This window comes from Prosthecobacter gellanilyticus (genome assembly GCF_007992435.1).
Taxonomy (GTDB): Bacteria; Verrucomicrobiota; Verrucomicrobiia; order Verrucomicrobiales; family Verrucomicrobiaceae; genus Prosthecobacter; species Prosthecobacter gellanilyticus.
On record NZ_BKAG01000001.1, the window covers coordinates 137,869 to 154,261 of the forward strand.

Genomic DNA, 16,393 nt, shown 5'->3' on the forward strand with positions numbered 1-16,393 from the left:
CCGACTCCTTGGCCGCGACTGCCAGCGAGATCAAGCCGCGAGGTCATAACCCCGGCGCACCACGTGATGATAAGTCACGATCTCAAAGGACTGCGCATGCTCCTCGTCCGCCGGATGCGAGCGGCGCATGACCGGCTCCCACTCACGCGGTGAGATGACGGGAAAGGGCAGGCCGCCGCCGAGGATCTCATGCACATGCGTGATGATGAGCCGGTGTCCATGAGGCATGGACGCCGCGTAGATCTCTGAACCTCCGAGGCAGAAGATTTCCGCCTCGCCCGCATCTGTGGCGAGGTGGACGGCCTGAGTCACCGATGCCACCGTCTGCCCGCGGGGCACGCGCAGGGAGGCATCATGCGTGAGCACCATGGGGTGATGCCCGGGCGTGAACCAGCCCTTCATCTCCTCAAAGGTGCGGCGTCCCAGCAGCAGCCACTTGTCCGCGGTCTGCTCACGGAAATGAGTCTTGTCCGCCGGCAGATCCCAGGGCACACCGCTGCCGCGTGAGATGAAGCCATCTGCGGACACTGCGGCGATGAGTGTGAGGCGCGCGCTCATGGAGGTTCAAAGTAGGTCGGGTTTCAAAACTGGCAATGTCTGCGTCAGGGAGGCGGCGCCCATTCCGCAAAGCGTATGTGGGTGATCGTGGCAGAGCCGTCTTTGGATGTGAGCTCGAAGGGCGCGGCGGATTTCGGCGCGGGCAGCCGCGCCGCCAGCGAATAGCGGTCTGCCACAAAGAGCTCGACCATGTCACCATCCATGAACAGGCGCACGCTGACAGCCTGTGTCTCCGCCGTGCTGAGATCAGCCGCGAGTTCGCTCCAGCATTCGCCGGCAGCATCCAGGATGCGCAACCGGTCCCGCTGGAAGACGATCTCGCCGAGAGGCGTGATGCGCACACGGGTCTCCTTCATCTCTTCAGGCAAGGTAAGCCTGAAATCCGCGATCACACTTTTCCAGACGCCGATCTCTGGCTGCCACGCGAGGTCTTCGAAATTTTTCGCGAGCTTCGCGGGCAGGCGCGTGCCGAGTTTTCCATCAGGCAGTGCGTGCACCTCACGCGGCAGCGCGAGGTGGCCGCCCCAGGTCTGCTTACCAGGGCGCGCAGGCTTCAAGGGAATCCAGCCGAACAAAAAGGGTGTTTGATTCTCCAACGCGATCTGCGCGGCGCAGAGGTCCTTGCCATCGAGCATGCCGTCCGGTTCTTTTTTCCAGGGGCCGAGAGGCGAGGAGCTACTCCAATAAACGGGCTGGCCCACAGCGCGGTCATAGATGCTGGCCAGCAGATGCCATTTTTGGCCTAACCAAAACATTTGCGGGCACTCCGGCTCGCCGATGGTGCCAGGATCCAGGATGGGGCCGTGATCTTTCCACTGCTTCAGATCCGGCGAGGTGGCCAGGCTCACGGCGCCGCCGGTTTCCTTCGGCCGGCCCTTCATCCAGGTGGTCATGACGCAGCCATACTGCTTCATCTCAGGAATCCAGAAGACAAAGGGATCACGACGACGCTGGTAGTAGTCTGCAGGCGGCACGTGAAACTCCTTCGGCGCGCAGGACCAGTGCAGGAGATCCCGGCTCACGGAGCTGACCATGCGGCCTTCGTTGTGACCGTATAAGCTGCGAAAGAGGCCTGTGGAGGCATCATGCCACACACCGAGCACGAAGTAGGGCCTCATCCAGTCTTCCGGCTTCACGGGATCATGGGTGATTGGTGCTTCGGTCCAGTGCAGCCAGTCTCGCGACCGCATGAGGGCGGATTCAAATTTTTCCGCCGGGTTTCAGGTAATAGAGGAAGCATTCACCCTCATGGAAGAAGGGGTGCACGTCACCCAGCGCATGGTCACGCGGCTGGACGTGCGCGCTCTGCGCCTGCACGAAGGTCGAGAGCAGGAAGTACAGCGGGAGGAGAGGGAACAGCGGACGCATGCAGAGCGGATGCCACACAACGTCCCAGGCAGCACCCATCGTTCCGGGTTCAGCCAGCTACCTCGTTGCGCAAAAGCCCGGGTGCCCGTATAACTAAGGTTCCCGCTTCCGCCTGTGTCCACGCCCTCTGCCTTCCTGCCCGTCCTCGATGCCCTCCCCGCGCGCAAATCGCCGCTGATGGAGAGATTTGCGTCGTTGCTGGAGGTCAAGACACCCGCCCAACTGGAGGCGATGGCCCGCGAAGCCCGCACCCTGACCCGGCGTAACTTTGGCCGGACCATGCGCATGTTTGCACCGCTCTATGTCTCCAATGAGTGCGTGAACAACTGCTCCTACTGCGGTTTTTCCCGGGACAACACCAGCATCATGCGGGTGACTTTGACCATCGACCAGGTGGTGAAAGAGGCCCGGCACCTTGTGGACCAGGGATTCCGCAACATCCTGCTGGTGGCCGGCGAGCACCCGAAATTTGTCAGCAACGGCTACCTGGAGGAGTGCATCCGCGCCATCCGGGACTTTGTGCCCACCATCGGCATCGAGGTCGGACCCATGGAAGCGCCTGAATATGAACGCATGGTGCAGGCTGGCTGCGAGGGGCTGGTGGTCTACCAGGAGACCTATGACCGCGAGATCTACAAGGACATGCACACCGCTGGTCCGAAGAAGGATTTTGACTGGCGCATCGCCTGTCCGGAGCGCGGTTATGAGGGCGGCTTCCGCCGCATCGGCATCGGCGCGCTCTTTGGCCTCAGTGACTGGCGCCTGGAGGCCCTGAGACTGGCTGCGCACCTGGAGCACCTGAACAAGCACTGCTGGAAGGCCTGGTTCACTGTGGCTTTCCCCCGTCTGCGACCTGCAGCAGGCGGCTTCCAGCCAATGACAGATTTCCCGGACTGGGCCCTGGTGCAGACCATCTGCGCCTTCCGCCTGGTCTTCCCTGAGGTGGGCATCGTGCTCAGCACCCGCGAACCCGCCCCACTGCGGGATGCGCTGGCCCCGCTGGGCATCACCAGCATGAGCGCTGGCAGCCACACCGAACCCGGCGGCTACACCGGCGCTGGCAGTGACGATCTCCACCAGACCGTCAAAGGCCGCCGCGTGGACCTCACCGAGCGCGATGACAAGGCCAAGGCTGAAGGCCAGTTCGGCATCGCCGATGAGCGTAGCCCCGCTGAGGTGGCCGCCATGCTCTCCAAACAGGGCCTGGACGCTGTCTGGAAGGACTGGGACGCCTCCATCCTCTCGGCTGCCTAAAAGGCTCGCCAAACGAAAGCGCAAACATCTCAAGCGTGGGAGTCCATGGATCCACAGCAAGAGGTCATGCTCAAGATTCCAGCCTTCTCTGCTCACGCATGCCTATATGGGCTTTGAGCAGACTGCTTTCACCGAAGACCTTTTTGGACGTTCGTCATTCCGCATTCGGATTTCGTCATTCCAGCTCGGCTGGTGAGTTATCCCACTTCTTCCCAGCCTATATGATTGGGGATGAAGTCGAGCTTAGCTTACTCTCAGTCTTATAGGGTGGGTATAAGTGGAACAAGCGTGTTCCTGGTTTGAAAATGGCGGGTTCCACAGCCGAAAACGTTGCGGACAATTTTGGGCATAGGCTGTGAGTGGTCGCCAACAAGTCTCACTTATGGAAGCTGTTCTCAGAGTTGAGGTGAGTTTTACCCAACGTTCTCACATGTTGTGTTGGAAATTCTAGTGGTTGTATAATCGGCCGCAGACTCGGTCGGAGGACCCGCTTCCAGAGCCACGCGTGCGGCTTCGACCTCTGCTTCCTTCTTGCTGCGGCCATGGCCACGACCCAGCTCACGACCATCCCACTGCACGATCGCGACGAAGGACTTGGCGTGATCAGGACCGCTCTCATGGATGATGCGGTAGCTGGGTGACTGCGGGCTGATGGCCTGGAGCATCTCCTGAAGCTGGCCTTTGGGATTCTGATCAACCGGGCTGGCACCCAGGCTCTCGATCTCCGCCGTGAAAAGACGTTTGGCCATGTGGCGGGCGGCCTCCATGCCTCCATCGATGAACACCGCTCCGGCGACCGCCTCCAGCGCATCCGCGAGGGAAGAGTCACGCTCGCGGCCACCATGGCTCTCTTCTCCACGCCCCATTAAAAGGAAGCCGCCGAGCTGGATGCCGCGCGCCACCTTGGCCAGGGCCTTGGTGGAGACGAGTTGCGCGCGAGTCTTCGTCAGCAGGCCTTCATCGGCATCTTTGTAGCGGTCGAAGAGGATCTCCGAGAGCAGCAGCTGGAGCACGGCATCTCCCAGGAATTCCAGACGCTGGTTGTCAGGCTGGGTGCGCTGGGTCTCATATCCCAGGCTGGCGTGTGTGAGTGCTTCAGTGAGCAGAGAGCGGTCTCGAAAAGAATGACCGAGGACGGATTCCAGGTGTTCCATGAAGCGCAGTCGGGAGCTGTGGCGCGTGTCCGGGGCGAGTGAAGATGGGGTGATCGACGGGATTCGAACCCGCAACAACCAGAATCACAATCTGGGGCTCTACCATTGAGCTACGACCACCATCTCGCGGGCGCGACAGTAGTACATTCAACCGAGTGCGCCAGCGGTTTTTTCAGTTGTCAACGTGCCGGGTCTCCAGCACTCTCCACTTTCCATGAGTTCTCCCCCTAATAGAGGCAATTCTTCACGTCCCGGCGGCGGTGGCGGCGGTTATCGTCCCGGCGGCCCGCCACGTCCGGGTGGTCCCCCACGTCCAGGTGGCGGCGGTCCCCCACGTCCGGGAGGTGGCGGCCCTCCACGTCCAGGTGGCACCGGTGCCGGCGGTCCTCCGCGACCCGGTGGTGGTGGCGGAACAGGCGGTCCCCCACGTCCAGGTGGCGGCGGTGGCCCTGGCGGTCCTCCGCGTCCAGGTGGTGGTGGTCCTCCACGTCCGGGCGGCCCTCCTCGCCCAGGTGGCGGTGGTGGTCCGCGCCCAGGTGGTTACCGTGGCGGCGGCCGTGGCCGTGGTCGCGGCGGTCCCCCGCAGCGTCGTCCAGAGCCACCTCCAGATGATGATACAAAGCAGAAGGAAGAAGCCATCGAGCTGGAAGGTGTGATCACCGCCGTGCTCGCGGGCACCATGTTCCGTGTGAAGTTGAAAAACGAACACGAAGTGCTGGCTCACATCTCGGGCAAGATGCGCAAGAAGTTCATCCGTCTCGTCATCGGTGATGGCGTGAAGCTGGAAATGTCACCCTATGACATGGACAAGGCGCGCATTGTTTATCGCCTCTGATTTGGATTCTCTCTGATGGCCAAGGACATCGTCTACTTTGATTTGGAAACCCGCCGCACCGCGAATGACGTGGGCGGCTGGGGGAACAAGCATAAGATGGGCATCTCCATCGCGGTGACTTACAGCACCCGGCTGGGTGAGTACCTGTTCTATGAGGAAGAGGAAGCGAACGACCTGATCAACCAGCTCGTTCGTGCGGATGTGGTGGTGGGCTTCAATCACATCAGCTTCGACTATGATGTGCTGATGGGTCACACCATCTTTGATTTCCGTGATCAAGTGCGCAGCTTTGACCTGCTGGTGGATCTGGAAAAGCAGCTCGGTCACCGCATCAAGCTTGAGGACGTGGCCGCGGCCACGCTCGGCACCGGCAAAACTGCCGATGGGCTGCAAGCTCTGCGCTGGTGGCAGCAGGGCAAGCTCCTCGAGATCGCCGAATACTGCGCCTATGACGTGAAGGTCACCAAGTGTGTGCACGAATACGGCGCGAAGAACGGCCACGTGAAATACAACGACCGCAACGGCCGCGAACAAAAAGTGTCGGTGCAGTGGTCGCTGGAGTAGAACACTACCTCCTCCTCAGCCGAACAAAAAGTGCGGCATGATCGCTGCCCGTGAGGCGCCAGATCTTGCGCGTCTCCACGACCTCCCAGGCCTTTCCCACCCAGATGTGGTCAATGCTCAGCAGCGGCAGACCCACGGGCCAGGTCTCGCGAAACCCACTGCCAGCCCCAGTAAAGGCATGTGTGAAGCGCGTGCGCCAGACATCGAAGTACACGGACTCGAAAGGCGTGTTGAAGTCACCGACAAAGATGGTGTCATCACGATCCTGTGACTGCGCCAGCACCTCCTTCAACTGCTGCTCGCGAGAGTGCATCAGGCTTGGATGCACGTCCGCCACCACGACCTGGAACGGCGGGCCCGGCTCATACACTTCAAAACGCGCATAAGCTCCGAGTCCGTCAAGCTTGCCGCGCTCGCGATAGCGTGAAGGCAGCCGCGAAAGCCAGAGCACACCGCGTGGCATCCAGGCGGCGGTGTAACCAGGCAGCTCTTTTTCATAAGCCGGCAGATGCTTCGTGAGCTCGGGGCCAGGCTCCACAAAAGCAGCGATCTGCGGATTCAGCTCGCGCACCAGTTCCAGCGCCTCCTGATCCACCGCCTTCGGACGACACAAGTTCCAGTAGAGCACCGTGATTTCATCCTTGGTTAGGTCAGCGGACGGCGCCGCGGGTGCGGCTGGACCGGATGACCAGGAGAGAGACAGCCACCAGCCGAGCAGCACGAGGGTGAGCGCGCCTGCCACCAGCCTTTTCCAAAGCCCTGGAGACAACAGGGTGAGCACCAGCGCCAGGCCCGCGAGGCAGGGCTTCGGCATCCCATAGAAAAACACCGCCCAGCTGACATGGCGGTCCTTCAGCCAAAGCTGGAGAAGGAGCCCGGCCAGCAAGGCGAGCCAGCCGAGCACGCGAAAAGCACGAAGAAGCATGCGGCAGCGCTTACATCAGCCTGCCGGAGTGAGCACCACTTTCTGCACGTCCAGCGCTGCAGCCTTGGCCTTGGTCACGGGATCGATCACCAGGCGCTGCTGGCCTGCGACAGTGATCTCGATCTCACCCAGCGGCACCTCCTGCCATTTCTGGAAGCCGCCGGTGTCCTTCGTGGTCCACTTCAGGGATTGCGTGCCCTGCTTCAGCTCCACTTCGCTGCCCTCATTGCCACCACCGCAGCCGTAGCTGACGGTGACCTTGTACTTGCCGGGCTTGGTGACATCAAATTCCCATTCGGCGAAGTCGTCCGCCTCCGTCCAGTAACCCAGGCAGTTCTTCTCGGGCTTCGGCTCAAAGCGCATGTTCTCGGACCAGGTCGTGGCGTCTTTGGCCAGCAGGGTGATGCTGCCATCGGCGGCCTGCTTGATCTCGTCACCTTCAGCGGTCGGAACGAGGGCGATCTCGATCAGATTGAAGCTGCCGTCATCCGTGGGCGGGGTGAGCATGGCGAACGGGAAATCTCCCTCCTGTTTGATGTAGACCTCGCCGAGAGACAACTTGGTCGGGGCCATGGAGGACTGCAGCGTCTTCTTCACCACCAGATCACCCATGCGGAACTGCAGGCCCAGAGAGGAGCGGCGGAGGGTGTAGGTGAGGCGGACCTGATATTTGCCCCAGCGCTTGGCCTTGAACTTCGTCCACACATAGTTCTCCCAGTGGGCGCCGTTCGAGTGGTCATGCGCCTCGGGTCCGAAGGCGATGATGCCGCGGCTCGGCAGGTCTTTGCGCTCCAGCGGCTCGGTGCTGGCGAAGTCGCTCATGTCCACGAGGTTCGTTGGCTCGGGCGCTTTTGCAGCAGGCGCCGGTGCCGCTGCTGGGGCTGGTGCGGCCGCGACGGGCTTGGTCTCAGGTGCTGGCTTCGGTGCAGAAGCCTCCTGCTTTTTGCCGCAGGAGCACAGGGCGAAAGCCAGGACGAGGGTGGCCGAGGTCAGAAAGGGGCGGATCATGGGTGAGATGGGGGCGCGGAACGGGCGGTGGGCTGCAAGAGCAGCACGTTAAAACGGTTTCGCAGGCGTTTCGTTAGCGGAGATTCCTGCGCTTGGCATTTCGAGCTGCGCTGTCTAGTTTCAGTCCCATGACTCGATTTGTCCTCACGGCCCTGGTTTGGATCACTGCCCAGGCTGCCCAGGCTGTGGAGCTAGTTTCAGGACCCACGGTGGCGCAGAGTGCCACGGGGGCGGTCGTCTCCTGGCGCACAGACGTGGCCTGCGGCACGCGGCTGAGCTATGGCACCTCGCTGACAAAGCTGGATCAGAAGCTGGAAGGTCCCGTGGGTGCCGAGCACAATGTCACTCTTCCAGGCCTGACGAAGGGCACGACCTACTACTACGAGGTCGGCAGTGCCCGGCAGAAGCTGGGCGAGGGGAATTTTACCCTGGGCGCTCCTGCCAAAACCAGCGCCGAAACGCCACCCAAGGCCACTCCGCCGAAGTCCATGCTGGAGAAGGTGATGGATGCCATCAAACCGGACGCCCCGAAGCCTAAACCAGACACCACCGCACCCACGGCAGCCCGTGCTCCACCCACCCGGCAGACCTGGGGCCGTATTGATTCCCTGCAGGATCACTTCGACCGCCACGGCGCGGATTTTCAGAGCAAGAGCCCGGATGACTATGCTGCGCAGGCCTGGCTCTTCCTCCAGCGGGCCAAAGCCGGCGGGCTGCCCATGAAGTGGGATGACTCAGATCAGAGCCTGCGGGTCTACGATCCAAAAACACGGGCCTTCGCAGCCTACAATCGTGACGGCACCACGAAGACCTATTTCCGTCCAAACAGCCCGACCTATTGGGACCGCCAGCCAGGCAAGCTCATCCAACCCGCGCAGCTCCCCTTCAAATAAGCCAGCCGATGAAAGTCTCCACCCACACCTGTCCCGTTTGCGGATTTGACCAGCTCAAGGAAGCCCCGCGCAGCAAGTCTGGCAGCGCCTCCTTTGAGATCTGCCCGGCCTGCGGCTTCCAGTTCGGCGTCAGTGATGATGACGATGGCCTAACCTATGATGAGTGGCGTGAGGACTGGATCACGCGTGGCATGGAGTGGAGCAGCCGGGGCATAAAAACGCCTCGCGGCTGGAAACCGGAGGCGCTCTTAAAGTCAGTGCTGAAAAAGAAGAAGTGAGGCCCTGAGAGCCCGCCTTCTTACTTCATGAGTTCAGCCAGCTTTGGCGTGATGGCGTCTGCCCAGATCTGGTAGCCGGCGGCGGAGAGGTGCAGGAAGTCCGGCATGATCTCCTTCGTCAGGCTGCCATCGGGCTGAAGGAATTTGTCACCGATGTCCAGGAAGTGGATGTTCTTGCCGTCATCGAGCTTGGCGATGATCGCATTGACCTGCTTCAGCTTGTCGCGGCCTGGATTCGGGCTGGCCTTCTCCCCCCGTGGGAACACGGCGAGCAGGAGGATCTTTGCCTGCGGCTGCTTCGCACGCACGGTCTCCACGATCTTGGTCACACCGTTGGCGATGCCTTCCGCAGGATCCGAACCGGAGTTGTTCGTGCCGATCATGATCACCACGGCCTTGGGCTTGATGGTTTCAAGCTCGCCGTTCTCGATGCGCCAGAGCACATGCTGGGTGCGGTCACCGCCGATGCCGAAGTTCGCGGGAGTGTATTGGCCGAAGGCTTTGTCCCAGATGTCCTTCTTGCTGCCCCAGCCAGCGGTGATGGAGTCACCGAGGAAGACAAGCTGTGCCTTGCCCTCTTTGGCAATGCCGACGAATTTCTCATGGGAGGCCATGAAGCCAGTGTTCGGCTTGCCATCAGGGCCGAGCTTCGGCGCGGCGACATCGGGTGCCTGCGCGGGCAGCTTCACCGCAGGAGCGGCGGGTTTGGCAGGAGCCGGTGTCTGCGCCTGAAGGGCAACAGAAAGGAGGAGGAGTGAGGTGGTGGCGAGGGCAAGAATTTTCATGCGGCACGCATGGTGATGAAACGCCTCTATGGAGACAATGCCAAAATCACTGGTCTCTTCACTTCACCATCGGCGCCGGATTCAGCAGGTCCTCCCCTGCCCCGCGATGCTCGGCCAGGAAGCGCTCGGGTGAGATGCGGTTCAGCGCGGCATCCGCATAGCCCACGCCGGGATTGATGTAGGGGCCCTCACGCACCTCGAAGTGCAGGTGCGCCAGATACTGACCGTCCCCGGTGCCGACGGTGCCGATCTGCTGTCCGCGCCTGACCACGGCATCAGGTGCCACTAGAATCTGGTCCAGGTGGGCATACACGGTTTGGATGACGTGCGTATTCACGGCCCCATGCACACGATGCGCCAGGATGATCATCTTTCCCCAGCCGGGTCCGGGCACACCGGCGTAGACCACGCGGCCGAACCCGGAGGCGAAGACGGGATCCCCAAGATCCGAGTTCTGCCCGCCGATGCCGTTGAGGTCATCTCCCAGGTGCCGGTTGATGCGGAAGGGCTGCGCATTGTAGGTCAGCGCACCGTGCTCCGAGCCCATCGGCGCGTCGAACCGCGTGGCGAGCGGCAGCCGGGAGATTTCGACTGGCGTCAGGCGCAGAAAGGCCGGGTCGAAAGGCACCGGGCCAGTCTCTCGCGCCCGCCACACAGCCACGGCGATCAGCAGCAGCGTTAGAAGTGCGGCGAGGAGTCCTGGTAGGCGTGATCTCATCCCCATACGATGGCATAAAGCATGCGAGAAAGCCCGGCCAGATTGACAAAAGCAGCTTCAAAGGCGAGACGCCGGGGGATGTCTCGCCGTCGCTACCCACGCCGTAGCCTCTCCAGTCCCCAGGCTGAACGGGTGACTGCGGAGGATGCTGGTGCTGGACTCACAGGGAGGTCGGATAAGGAGAGCACATTCTCACCTCCAGATGTTCGCAGGCTTTCCCGCTATGCACCGGTCGTCGCGGGGGTGCTGATCTCCTGCCTGGGTCTGGCGCAGATCCCCATGCCTGCCGTCCTGGACCATGTGGTGCAGGAGGGGGGCGTGAGGGTGCAGGTGCAAAACATCGAGGCCGCTGAGTGGGAACATTTGGAACCGATGCTGAAGGACCAGCTCACGCTTTCCGGCGCGGGCAGTGCGAACGAACCGCTGGCAGATGACCTGGCCTTCTTCACGCGCCAGCATCTGATCCGCGAGGGCTGGCCGCAGGCGGAGGTGCGCTGGGAGATTCAGGGCGGGACCATCGTGCTGGCCGTGCAAAGCGGAGTGCAGGTGAAGGTGGGCAATATCGTTTGGAAAGGCGACACCCACGTGTTGCCACCGGAGGAGATGCGCCGCTTCCTGCTGCGGGCAAGCCTGGAAAAGGAGAACGCGGACAAGCTGAATCCGCTCTGGGTCGATGGGGAGCTCACCGCTGGCGCGGCCCTGGTGCAGCGTCGCCTGCGCGCGGAGGGCTATCTGGAGTCCACCGTGACTCTGCAACCCTCCGCCGATATCAGCCCCGAAGGTCTGCGGGATCTGACCGTGGAGATCAAGGTGGGGCCGCAGTTCCAGTTCGGTACCGTCGCTTTCAATGGTGCTCCACCCGAGATTGAGAAGAAGGCCCTGGAGATCGTCGCCAGCGTGAAGGGCGGCCCCTTCAATGAGGCGAAGGTGCAGCAGATCGAAACCCGCCTCAGCAGCCTGGCTCAAGAGGCTGGCTGGCTGGATGCGCAGGCCACCTCGAACTATGATCTGGGCAAACAAGGCGGCACGGTGGATGTGGATTTCTTCCTGAGCACAGGCGCGAGATATCGTGTGGGCCAGGTGCAGCCGCATGAGGACTTCAGCAAGGGCTCGAAGCGAGTGTTGAAAGCCGGCTTCCGCGAGCTGGAAGGCCGCTACTACTCCGCCGAGGACCTGGACGTGGCCTTCCGTCGCGCGCTGGACACAAGCATGTTTGCCCGGCTGGATGTGGATCCGAAGAAGATGGGCAAGGCGGTGGATCCCAACACCATCGCCTCAGCCGCCTCAGCGCCGGTCGCTGATCTAGTGATCACTGGTGAGGAGACCAAGCCGAAGACCCTGGGCTTCGAGGTGGGTTTTGATACCTTCTTGGGTCCGCAGGCTGGTGTGACCTGGAGAAACACCAATCTTTGGGACACGGGCAACACGCTGGCTGCGGATCTGAGCTGGAGCAATGCGGGTCCGCTGGGATCTTTAAGCCTCAAGAATCCGGCCTTCCTGAACTCGCCCTTCTCAGCTTCCGCGAGGCTGGCGGTAGAGACCTTTGACCTCTTCGAGTACACCCGCTACGGCACCAGCCTGAACCTGGAGCTGGCGCGCCGTGTGAACCGCCATTTTTCCTATACTTTGTTCGGCGGTGCTTCGATCAACAGTGTCGACACCGACAAGCTCACGAAAGAGGAGATCGGCCCGGATCTCTACACGCTGACCTCTTTAGGCCTCAGTGCGCTGCTCGACTACCGCGACAGCACGGTCCTGCCAAAGAAGGGCTGGTTTCTCAGCGCGCGGCTGGAAAGCACTTCCGATGTCATGGGCTCCGGCGTGAGTTATCTGCGCACGGATCTGCGTGGAGCGTGGTATCGGCCCATCACGAAGAAGCTGCGCTTTGCCGCCGGTGGAGCGCTGCTGAACATCCAGGGCGCGCCTGCGGAGGACATCCCGATCGATTCGCGTGTGTTCAACGGCGGCCCGAACAGCGTGCGTGCCTTTGCCGAGCGTGAGCTGGGACCGAAGACCAAGGGCGGCACACCGCTGGGCGGCACCTCGGCCCTCATCACGAATGCGGAGCTGAGCTACGAGATCTACAACAACCTCGAGCTCGCCGTCTTTACGGACGTGGGCAGCCTGGGCCGCGGCAACAACAGCAGCCCCTTTGACTACTCCTCCGACTTCCGCACCACCATCGGTGCCGGTTTGCGCTATCACCTGCCCTTTGGCCCGATCCGCATCGACTACGGCCACAACACATCCCGCCGTGAAGGTGAGGGCGGTGGCATGCTGCATGTGACCGTCGGCTTTGCGTTTTAACGAGACGCTGATCGAAGCGATGAGTGGCTTGCAATCAGGCGCCGGAAGGTCCTGGCCTAGGTCTCTTGCGTTATTCTTTTCTCTCGCGGTGTTCTTTGAAGAGCACCGCAAGAGGAAGGAATAACGCAAGAGACCAGAAGCCTGGAAACAGACGACTCTGTGGTTTGATCCATGCTTCCCGAACCTGTGAAGTGTGCTTGTGGACAAGCCGCGCACGCTGGGGCAGACTCGTTGTCCTCAACGAACCAACCTCATCTGATCATGCCCATCTCCGCTCAAATCGTCGAAGACATGAAAACGGCCATGAAGGCCAAGGACACCGTCGCCCTCAATGTGGTGCGCGGCCTGAAGTCCGCCATCAAGTATGCTGCCATCGAGAAATTCGGCGCGGATGGCGAGCTGGACGATACCGACTCCATCGCCGTGGTGCGCAAGGAGATCAAGAAGCGCCAGGACAGTGTGACCAGCTATGAAGCGGCTGCACGCCAGGATCTGGCCGACACCGAAAAGGCCGAGATCGCCGTGCTCGAAAAATATCTGCCAGCCGCCATGAGCCAGGCGGATCTGGTGAAGCTCGTCGAGACCGTCATCGCCGAGCTCGGTGCCACCTCGAAGAAGGACATGGGCAGTGTGATGAAGGTGCTGCAGGAGCGCTCCGAAGGCCGTGCCGACAACCGCGTGCTGTCCGGTGAAGTGGCGAAGCGCCTTCAGTAATCGCTCATGACCTCCGCCATCATCGTCGCCGCCGGAAGCAGCCGACGCATGGGCTTTAACAAGCTCCTCGCGCCGCTGGCTGGTGTGCCGGTGCTGCGGAGGACGCTGGAACAGTTTCAGGCCTGTGATGACGTGGACGAGATCCTGGTCGTCACGGGTGATGAAGTGGCGGAGCAGATCGAGCTCTGGCGCGCCAAGGGTGGCCTAACCAAATTAGTGGCTGTGATTCCTGGTGGTGCGGAAAGGCATTTCTCCGTGTGGGCAGGCATCCGGGCCTGCTCACCCCAAGCGCAGATCATCGCCGTGCATGATGGCGCGCGTCCGCTCATCAGCCCGATGCAGATCAGCAAGTGCATTGCCTCCGCACGTGAGAAGCAGGCGGTGGCCTGCGCACGTCCGATGACAGAGACGATCAAGCGCGCGGATGCTAGTGGCAAGATCACCGAGTCTCTGGATCGCAATGGCGTATGGGTCATGGAGACACCGCAGGTGTTTACGAAGGAGCTGCTCGTCAGTGCCTATGAAGCCGTGATCCGTGATGCAGCCCTGGTCACCGATGAAGTCTCCGCCGTGCAGCATGTGGGCACGGAGGTCTTTGTGGTGGAGAACACCTCTCCGAACCCCAAGATCACCTTCCCGGCTGATCTCACCCAGGCTGAGAGATTCCTGCCGTGAAAGCTTGTCCGTGTTTTCGAATACATTGTTAACCACTAATGGACACTAATTGGCACTGATACTGACCAGACCTCTGATGGCTTGGCCATTAGTGGTTAAAAGAGTCTGCTTATCCTTGAGTGTATGCCTCTCCTCACTTCTTGTTATGCTGCGCCGCGCTGGCTGAGGGGTGGCCATGTGCAGACAATCCTGCCGGTGCTGCTGCCGCGACGTCTGCCGCGCTGGGACAAGGCTGAGAGACTTGAATTGGAAGATGGTGATTTTCTGGAGCTGCGCTGGATGCAGGCGCAGAACCGTGAAGCACGTCCGCTGGCCATTCTCTCGCATGGACTCGAAGGTTCGGTGGATGCGATCTACATCCGCAGCATGGCGGGATCGCTCATGCGCGCAGGTTGGGATGTGCTGGCCTGGAACTATCGGGGGTGCGGTGGCATTGAGAACCGTCTGCGGCGCTTTTATCACAGTGGCGAGACCGGTGATCTGCATCTGCTCATTGAGCATGCGAGCAAGAGCTATGCGCGCATCGCTCTCATCGGCTTCAGCCTTGGAGCGAATGTCAGCCTGAAGTGTGTGGGCGAGGTCGCAGCCCATGCTTCGGTGCAAGCCGTGGTGGGCATTTCAGGGCCGGTGGATCTGGCCTCGAGTGCGAAGGCGATCGATCTGAAACCGGGGAACCGTGTGTATCAGCAGCGCTTCCTGCAATCCCTGAAGGACAAGGTCATCCGCAAGTCGAAGCGCTATCCGGAACTGCATGAAATGCTGGCTGGGAGCGATGGCATCCAGGGTGTGAGCAGCCTGAAGGAATTTGATGAGCGCATCACGGCCAAGCTGCATGGGTTCGCGGATGCGGAGGATTACTGGGCCCGGGCGAGTTCCCTGCCCCACCTGCCGCAAATCCGTGTGCCGACGCTGCTGCTGAATGCACGCAATGACCCGCTGCTGACTGAGGCCTCCTTCCCTGAAGAACTGGCCAGCAGCAGCGAGTATGTGCACCTGGAAGCGCCGAGCCATGGCGGCCACGTGGGCTTTCATGACTTCCGTGCCGGCTTGCAGCCCTGGTCGGAAAGGCGAGTGCTGGAGTTTCTCAGAGACGTAGTGCCTCATTCCCATGGGGCTCCGTGACGAGCGCGTGCAAGGTTTCATGCGGTTCGAGTGATTCGGGCGGCACCTGTTGGTGTTTGTCGGTGCGCCGTGTAAGGACGTCTGCGCGGCACCCGTTGAAATCCGCCCTCCAAACCATGAAAAAAGCTTTGCTTCTTCTCTCCTTCCTCGCGGCGACCTGCTTCGCCGCCGAGATCCCTGAATCCGCCAAAGTCGGTGAGTTCTTCGCCGGCTGCCAGGCCTACAGCTTCCGCCTGTACTCGGTCTTCGAAGCCATCGACAAAACCGCGGAAGCCGGTGGCAAGACCATCGAGTTCTATCCTGGCCAGAAATATGACGACAAGGCCAAGTGGGACCAGAACGCCACGCCGGAGATGATCGAGAAAGTGAAGGCCAAGCTGGCTGAAAAAGGCATCACCGCCGTGGGTTTCGGCGTGGTGAAGCTGGGCAAGGACGCCGCGGCTGACCGCAAGGTGTTCGAGTTCGCGAAGACCATGGGCATCAGCATCGTGGTGAGCGAGCCCGATGTGGCCGGTCTCGATGGCATCGAGAAGCTGGTGAAGGAGTTCGACATCAAGATGGCGATCCACAACCATCCGAAGCGCCCGCTGGACCGCGCTTACCTCTTCTGGGATCCGAACTACGTGCTGGGCCTGGTGAAGGATCGCGATCCGCGCATGGGTTCCTGTGCTGACGTGGGCCACTGGGTGCGCAGCGGACTGGATCCAGTCGACTGCATCAAGATCCTCAAGGGCCGCATCTTTGACAGCCATCTGAAGGACCTCACCGCCTTTGGTGACGTTAAAGCTCACGATCTTCCTTTCGGCACTGGCAAGAGCAACATCGCCGGCATCCTCGCGGAATACCATGCGCAGGGTTTTCATGGCCCGGTGCATTGCGAGTATGAGCACAACTGGGAAACCAGCGTGCCTGAGATCAAGCAGAGCCTGGAGTTCGTGAAGAACTGGAAGCCTGCGAAGTAAGGCTTAACGCATCTCTCCTCTCACTCACAGGCCTGTGGACTACGGTTCACAGGCCTTTTTGTAGAGTGGTGTCATGCTTGTTTGAAGAGTGCCGCAAAGCAGCAGCGCAGGCGTGATAAAAGCATCAAAACAAGAGATGCAGATGAGGCCAGTGTGGCACTGACACTGCTATTCAAGAGGGAGTCATCGTTGCTTCAGAGTCGGCATACCGTGCACCCGTAAGGGTGGCTGAGTCTGGGGGAACAACCACTTCGCTGAACAAGTCCTTCCCCC

At 61.2% G+C, this 16,393-nt stretch carries 18 protein-coding genes and 1 tRNA gene; 10 read left to right on the forward strand and 9 right to left on the reverse strand.

Features of this window, described 5'->3' with window-relative positions; all coding sequences use genetic code 11:
• Positions 1-30: 30 nt before the first annotated feature.
• The 3 genes from BGE01nite_RS00510 to BGE01nite_RS28835 are packed head-to-tail and all read right to left on the reverse strand — an operon-like array spanning position 31 to position 1,926.
• Entirely contained in the window at positions 31-558 is a 528-nt protein-coding gene (locus tag BGE01nite_RS00510) for a dihydrofolate reductase (protein WP_146848301.1), read from the reverse strand.
• A 44-nt stretch (positions 559-602) separates the two neighbouring features.
• On the reverse strand, positions 603-1,748 hold the full coding sequence (locus tag BGE01nite_RS00515) for a GH32 C-terminal domain-containing protein (RefSeq protein ID WP_146848302.1): 1,146 nt from the start codon (positions 1,746-1,748) through the stop codon (positions 603-605).
• 10 nt (positions 1,749-1,758) lie between these two features.
• Positions 1,759-1,926 carry a hypothetical protein gene (locus BGE01nite_RS28835; protein WP_170266496.1) on the reverse strand — a complete coding sequence of 56 codons (168 nt, stop codon included), beginning with the start codon at positions 1,924-1,926 and terminating at the stop codon, positions 1,759-1,761.
• A gap of 114 nt (positions 1,927-2,040) precedes the next feature.
• On the opposite strand from BGE01nite_RS28835, the gene thiH reads away from it, so the two are divergent.
• Positions 2,041-3,180 carry a 2-iminoacetate synthase ThiH gene (thiH, locus tag BGE01nite_RS00520; protein WP_246145626.1) on the forward strand — a complete coding sequence of 380 codons (1,140 nt, stop codon included), beginning with the start codon at positions 2,041-2,043 and terminating at the stop codon, positions 3,178-3,180.
• Positions 3,181-3,593: 413 nt separating this feature from the next.
• Here thiH and rnc read toward each other — a convergent pair whose 3' ends face one another.
• Together rnc and BGE01nite_RS00530 are read right to left on the reverse strand one after the other, a co-directional pair.
• A complete protein-coding gene (gene rnc, locus BGE01nite_RS00525; protein ID WP_146848303.1) occupies positions 3,594-4,334 on the reverse strand; it encodes a ribonuclease III in 741 nt (246 codons plus the stop codon).
• Positions 4,335-4,379: 45 nt separating this feature from the next.
• Positions 4,380-4,454, reverse strand: a tRNA-His gene (locus tag BGE01nite_RS00530).
• Positions 4,455-4,971: 517 nt separating this feature from the next.
• Between BGE01nite_RS00530 and infA the strand changes: the two genes are divergently transcribed.
• Complete coding sequence (gene infA, locus BGE01nite_RS00540; protein WP_146848478.1) at positions 4,972-5,169, forward strand: translation initiation factor IF-1; 198 nt, start codon at positions 4,972-4,974, stop codon at positions 5,167-5,169.
• Between the two features lie 15 nt (positions 5,170-5,184).
• Positions 5,185-5,733 (forward strand): ribonuclease H-like domain-containing protein, encoded by a 549-nt coding sequence (locus BGE01nite_RS00545; protein ID WP_146848304.1) that lies wholly within the window; start codon positions 5,185-5,187, stop codon positions 5,731-5,733.
• Between the two features lie 4 nt (positions 5,734-5,737).
• Here BGE01nite_RS00545 and BGE01nite_RS00550 read toward each other — a convergent pair whose 3' ends face one another.
• Entirely contained in the window at positions 5,738-6,658 is a 921-nt protein-coding gene (locus BGE01nite_RS00550; protein WP_146848305.1) for an endonuclease/exonuclease/phosphatase family protein, read from the reverse strand.
• A 15-nt stretch (positions 6,659-6,673) separates the two neighbouring features.
• Positions 6,674-7,666, reverse strand: a complete 993-nt coding sequence (locus BGE01nite_RS00555; protein WP_146848306.1) for a DUF5077 domain-containing protein — start codon at positions 7,664-7,666, stop codon at positions 6,674-6,676.
• 128 nt (positions 7,667-7,794) lie between these two features.
• Here BGE01nite_RS00555 and BGE01nite_RS00560 point away from each other — a divergent pair, with 128 nt between their 5' ends.
• A complete protein-coding gene (locus BGE01nite_RS00560) occupies positions 7,795-8,559 on the forward strand; it encodes a fibronectin type III domain-containing protein (protein ID WP_146848307.1) in 765 nt (254 codons plus the stop codon).
• An 8-nt stretch (positions 8,560-8,567) separates the two neighbouring features.
• The gene (locus tag BGE01nite_RS00565) at positions 8,568-8,837 is read left to right on the forward strand and encodes a hypothetical protein (RefSeq protein ID WP_146848308.1); all 270 of its coding nucleotides are present in this window, start codon (positions 8,568-8,570) and stop codon (positions 8,835-8,837) included.
• A 20-nt stretch (positions 8,838-8,857) separates the two neighbouring features.
• Here BGE01nite_RS00565 and BGE01nite_RS00570 read toward each other — a convergent pair whose 3' ends face one another.
• Positions 8,858-9,622 carry a platelet-activating factor acetylhydrolase IB subunit gene (locus tag BGE01nite_RS00570; RefSeq protein WP_146848309.1) on the reverse strand — a complete coding sequence of 255 codons (765 nt, stop codon included), beginning with the start codon at positions 9,620-9,622 and terminating at the stop codon, positions 8,858-8,860.
• 58 nt (positions 9,623-9,680) lie between these two features.
• Positions 9,681-10,340, reverse strand: a complete 660-nt coding sequence (locus BGE01nite_RS00575; RefSeq protein WP_170266497.1) for a murein hydrolase activator EnvC family protein — start codon at positions 10,338-10,340, stop codon at positions 9,681-9,683.
• 78 nt (positions 10,341-10,418) lie between these two features.
• Here BGE01nite_RS00575 and BGE01nite_RS00580 point away from each other — a divergent pair, with 78 nt between their 5' ends.
• From BGE01nite_RS00580 to BGE01nite_RS00600, 5 genes are all read left to right on the forward strand, one after another.
• Complete coding sequence (locus BGE01nite_RS00580; RefSeq protein ID WP_170266498.1) at positions 10,419-12,647, forward strand: BamA/OMP85 family outer membrane protein; 2,229 nt, start codon at positions 10,419-10,421, stop codon at positions 12,645-12,647.
• 261 nt (positions 12,648-12,908) lie between these two features.
• Positions 12,909-13,361, forward strand: coding sequence for a GatB/YqeY domain-containing protein (locus BGE01nite_RS00585; protein WP_246145627.1), 453 nt, complete (start codon positions 12,909-12,911; stop codon positions 13,359-13,361).
• 6 nt (positions 13,362-13,367) lie between these two features.
• Complete coding sequence (gene ispD / locus BGE01nite_RS00590) at positions 13,368-14,036, forward strand: 2-C-methyl-D-erythritol 4-phosphate cytidylyltransferase (protein ID WP_146848312.1); 669 nt, start codon at positions 13,368-13,370, stop codon at positions 14,034-14,036.
• 123 nt (positions 14,037-14,159) lie between these two features.
• Positions 14,160-15,158: a YheT family hydrolase gene (locus BGE01nite_RS00595; protein ID WP_146848313.1), complete on the forward strand. Its 999-nt coding sequence runs from the start codon at positions 14,160-14,162 to the stop codon at positions 15,156-15,158.
• Positions 15,159-15,274: 116 nt separating this feature from the next.
• Positions 15,275-16,120, forward strand: coding sequence for a sugar phosphate isomerase/epimerase family protein (locus BGE01nite_RS00600; protein ID WP_146848314.1), 846 nt, complete (start codon positions 15,275-15,277; stop codon positions 16,118-16,120).
• Positions 16,121-16,393: the final 273 nt, after the last annotated feature.

Coding starts and splice junctions, on each gene's coding strand:
- BGE01nite_RS00510 (WP_146848301.1), bottom strand. CDS start 558: ATGAGCGCGCGCCTCACACTCATCGCCGCAGTGTCCGCAGATGGCTTC.
- BGE01nite_RS00515 (WP_146848302.1), bottom strand. CDS start 1,748: ATGCGGTCGCGAGACTGGCTGCACTGGACCGAAGCACCAATCACCCAT.
- BGE01nite_RS28835 (WP_170266496.1), bottom strand. CDS start 1,926: ATGCGTCCGCTGTTCCCTCTCCTCCCGCTGTACTTCCTGCTCTCGACC.
- rnc (WP_146848303.1), bottom strand. CDS start 4,334: ATGGAACACCTGGAATCCGTCCTCGGTCATTCTTTTCGAGACCGCTCT.
- BGE01nite_RS00545 (WP_146848304.1), top strand. CDS start 5,185: ATGGCCAAGGACATCGTCTACTTTGATTTGGAAACCCGCCGCACCGCG.
- BGE01nite_RS00550 (WP_146848305.1), bottom strand. CDS start 6,658: ATGCTTCTTCGTGCTTTTCGCGTGCTCGGCTGGCTCGCCTTGCTGGCC.
- BGE01nite_RS00555 (WP_146848306.1), bottom strand. CDS start 7,666: ATGATCCGCCCCTTTCTGACCTCGGCCACCCTCGTCCTGGCTTTCGCC.
- BGE01nite_RS00560 (WP_146848307.1), top strand. CDS start 7,795: ATGACTCGATTTGTCCTCACGGCCCTGGTTTGGATCACTGCCCAGGCT.
- BGE01nite_RS00565 (WP_146848308.1), top strand. CDS start 8,568: ATGAAAGTCTCCACCCACACCTGTCCCGTTTGCGGATTTGACCAGCTC.
- BGE01nite_RS00570 (WP_146848309.1), bottom strand. CDS start 9,622: ATGAAAATTCTTGCCCTCGCCACCACCTCACTCCTCCTCCTTTCTGTT.
- BGE01nite_RS00575 (WP_170266497.1), bottom strand. CDS start 10,340: ATGAGATCACGCCTACCAGGACTCCTCGCCGCACTTCTAACGCTGCTG.
- BGE01nite_RS00580 (WP_170266498.1), top strand. CDS start 10,419: ATGTCTCGCCGTCGCTACCCACGCCGTAGCCTCTCCAGTCCCCAGGCT.
- BGE01nite_RS00585 (WP_246145627.1), top strand. CDS start 12,909: ATGCCCATCTCCGCTCAAATCGTCGAAGACATGAAAACGGCCATGAAG.
- ispD (WP_146848312.1), top strand. CDS start 13,368: ATGACCTCCGCCATCATCGTCGCCGCCGGAAGCAGCCGACGCATGGGC.
- BGE01nite_RS00595 (WP_146848313.1), top strand. CDS start 14,160: ATGCCTCTCCTCACTTCTTGTTATGCTGCGCCGCGCTGGCTGAGGGGT.
- BGE01nite_RS00600 (WP_146848314.1), top strand. CDS start 15,275: ATGAAAAAAGCTTTGCTTCTTCTCTCCTTCCTCGCGGCGACCTGCTTC.